The organism is Acidimicrobiales bacterium (assembly GCA_041394245.1).
Classification (GTDB): domain Bacteria; phylum Actinomycetota; class Acidimicrobiia; order Acidimicrobiales; family Aldehydirespiratoraceae; genus JAJRXC01.
In genome coordinates this window covers 1-2,535 of the sequence record JAWKIR010000005.1, presented here as the reverse complement: position 1 = coordinate 2,535, position 2,535 = coordinate 1, and the positions used below count along the sequence as shown (strand labels likewise).

The 2,535-nt window shown below is 65.2% G+C and carries 3 protein-coding genes; 1 reads left to right on the top strand and 2 read right to left on the bottom strand.

The window, feature by feature from the left end:
- Positions 1 to 257: 257 nt before the first annotated feature.
- Positions 258 to 926 (bottom strand): PhoU domain-containing protein, encoded by a 669-nt coding sequence (locus R2707_21270; protein ID MEZ5247631.1) that lies wholly within the window; start codon positions 924 to 926, stop codon positions 258 to 260.
- A gap of 19 nt (positions 927 to 945) precedes the next feature.
- On the bottom strand, positions 946 to 2,085 hold the full coding sequence (locus tag R2707_21265; protein MEZ5247630.1) for a Na/Pi symporter: 1,140 nt from the start codon (positions 2,083 to 2,085) through the stop codon (positions 946 to 948).
- Positions 2,086 to 2,219: 134 nt separating this feature from the next.
- Between R2707_21265 and R2707_21260 the strand changes: the two genes are divergently transcribed.
- The coding region (locus tag R2707_21260; protein MEZ5247629.1) for a hypothetical protein at positions 2,220 to 2,535 on the top strand (316 nt) is incomplete at its 3' end.

Sequence of the window (2,535 nt, the reverse complement as noted above, 5' to 3'; positions counted from 1 at the left end):
CGACCGACCCGTCGGTCGCCGCCTTCGTCGACTACATGATGAGCGACGTCGGCCTCGAGTCGGTCACCACCGCGGGCTATGTGGACTTGGCCGACTCCGATCAGGTACTCGCCCAGGCGATCTGGGAGAACCGAACCACTGGCCGCAGCTGGGGCTGAGTCTCACCAACCTCCCTCGAGGGGGATGCCTCTCCACGGCGGGACGGTCACCGAGTGATGTCGGTGACCGTTCCGCCGTCAGGCGTTTCCGGGTCGGTGTCAGTCGTCGATGTCGGTCGTGCCGTCGTCGAAGTATCCCTGATGCTGGAGCGGTTCGGTCGCCGTGGTGACCACCCCGCCGACGTTTGCGACGATGCGCTTCCAGTAGCGGTAGAGGATCGCCCGAGGAACGACTTCGTGACCGGGGAGATCGGAGTGCATGCAATCGCGGATCTTGGCCTCGAGTTCACCGCGGAGCATGTCGGCCCGTTCGCGGAAGGCAGCGGCCTCGTCCATGTCGGCGCCGGACAGGAAGTCGGCCGCCTCGCCCATCATGTCGGAGATGGTGCGTCGGATCCGAGTGAGTTCGGCCGAGTCAGGAGCGCGCGAGAGATCGATCCCCTCTTCGGCGAGGTCGAGGATGTTCTTGGCCTGGTCGCCGATTCGCTCGATCTTCTTGATGAGGAGCGTGTAGCCGAGGACCTCGCCGATGTCGTCGCTGCCCTGCACCGAGACATGGACCACGAGTTCGCCGCGGAGCTGTTGCTCGGTTCGATTTATTCGCTCGTCGGTGGCCCGGATGTCGTCGGCGACGGTGCGCACGTCGGCGCCGCTCAGGACCGCGGTGGAGGCCAGGTCGAAGCTGTGACGGGCATCGGCCAGCATGGAGACGGTACGGGCGGTGATGGCCTCGAAGCCGCCGCCGTCGCTCCGACGGAAGAATGACATGACCATGTTGTGTCGCCTTTCAACGGAAGACCGCGACACCGACGAGCGGAATCACGATGAAAACGGTTACCACGTAGCCGATCGCCAATGCCTGGCGTGCCACCGCGATCTCTGCGAGGCCTTGGGCAAGTCGGATGGGGATCTTTCGGATCTTGGGCACGGGGTAGAGGATGATGATCGCCGTCACGTTGAAGAGAGTGTGGACGAGCCCCACCGTGAGGGCGTTGGCATTGGCGGCGGCCAGGGCCGCAAGGAGTGCCGTGATGGTCGTACCGACGTTGGCGCCGAGGGTCACGGGATAGATGTTGTGAATGCTGACGACGCCCGCAGCCGCGAGCGGCACCATGATCGACGTCGTGATGCTCGACGACTGCACGGCAACGGTGATGACGAGGCCCAGGAGAATTGCGACCGTGCCGCCGCCCTTGCCGAGCATCGCGTTGAGGCTGCGTTCGATGCGGTCGGCGACGAGGCGTCGCATGTTGCGCGTGATGAAGGTGAGCGCCAGAAGCACGATCACGAGTCCGATCAGCACCATGATCGTGCCGAGCGCGGTGGTCTCGACCCCGAAATCACCGACCAGATCCTCGATCCAGCCCACCGGCTCCTTGACCCAGCGTTTGATCGGGCTGTTGTACTCGACGCCGGCCGACCCGACGAGCTGCTCGCTGATCCACTCGGCAGAACGAGAGAGCCAGCCGGTGACCAGTTCGAGCGGTAGCAGGATCGCCACCGCGATGAGGTTGAAGAAGTCGTGGACGGTCGCCGCCGCGAACGCTCGCTTGAACTCCTCGGACTGACGGGCCGACCCGAGCGACACCAGCGTGTTGGTGACGGTCGTCCCGATGTTGGCTCCCATGATCATCGGGACTGCGTCATCGACGCCGAGCGCTCCGGATGCCACGATGCCGACGATCACCGAAGTGCTCGCCGACGACGACTGTACGAGCACCGTCCCGAGGATGCCGACGAAGAGGCCGGCGAACGGGTTGCTCACCCCTTGGAACAGACGTTCCTGGGTGTCGGCACCCATCACCTTCACGCCCGACTCGAGCAGCGACACGCCGACGAGGAACACGTAGATCAGTGTGAGAACGAACATCGCCTGCACACCTGCGGGCATCTCGCGTTCGACCGGATTCGTCTGCGCGGTCTTCATAGCCGGACGGAACGTAACAGGCAGCGAGAGGGAGTGCCTGGCCCGGCTCGTTCACCCAGCGTTCACCTCGGCGAAGGCGGGCGTTCACCCGAGGGTCGACGTCCGTCCAGACGCGCTCCGTAGCGTGATTCCACGTGACCGACTTCCTCCCCCCCAGTCGCGCCGATCGCATGCGCAGCGTCGGTCTCGTTGTCGCTCTCCTGGCTGTCTTCGCCCTGGTGGCGGCGGTCGTCGACGCGTTGAACGACGAGCCGACGCAGGTGGTTGCCCGTGGCGGCTCCGACGTTGCTGTCGATGTCGATCGTCCGGTGGACATTCCGGTGGAGGATCTCGAGGGCGAGTATCTGGTCTCGGGTTCGTCGACCGTCTTCCCGATCGTGCAGCAGCAGGCCGAGGAGTTCGCGGCCCTCGCTCCCGGTGTCGCGATCACCGTGGAAGGCCCGGGCTCGG

Coding starts and splice junctions, on each gene's coding strand:
- R2707_21270 (MEZ5247631.1), bottom strand. CDS start 926: ATGTCATTCTTCCGTCGGAGCGACGGCGGCGGCTTCGAGGCCATCACC.
- R2707_21265 (MEZ5247630.1), bottom strand. CDS start 2,085: ATGAAGACCGCGCAGACGAATCCGGTCGAACGCGAGATGCCCGCAGGT.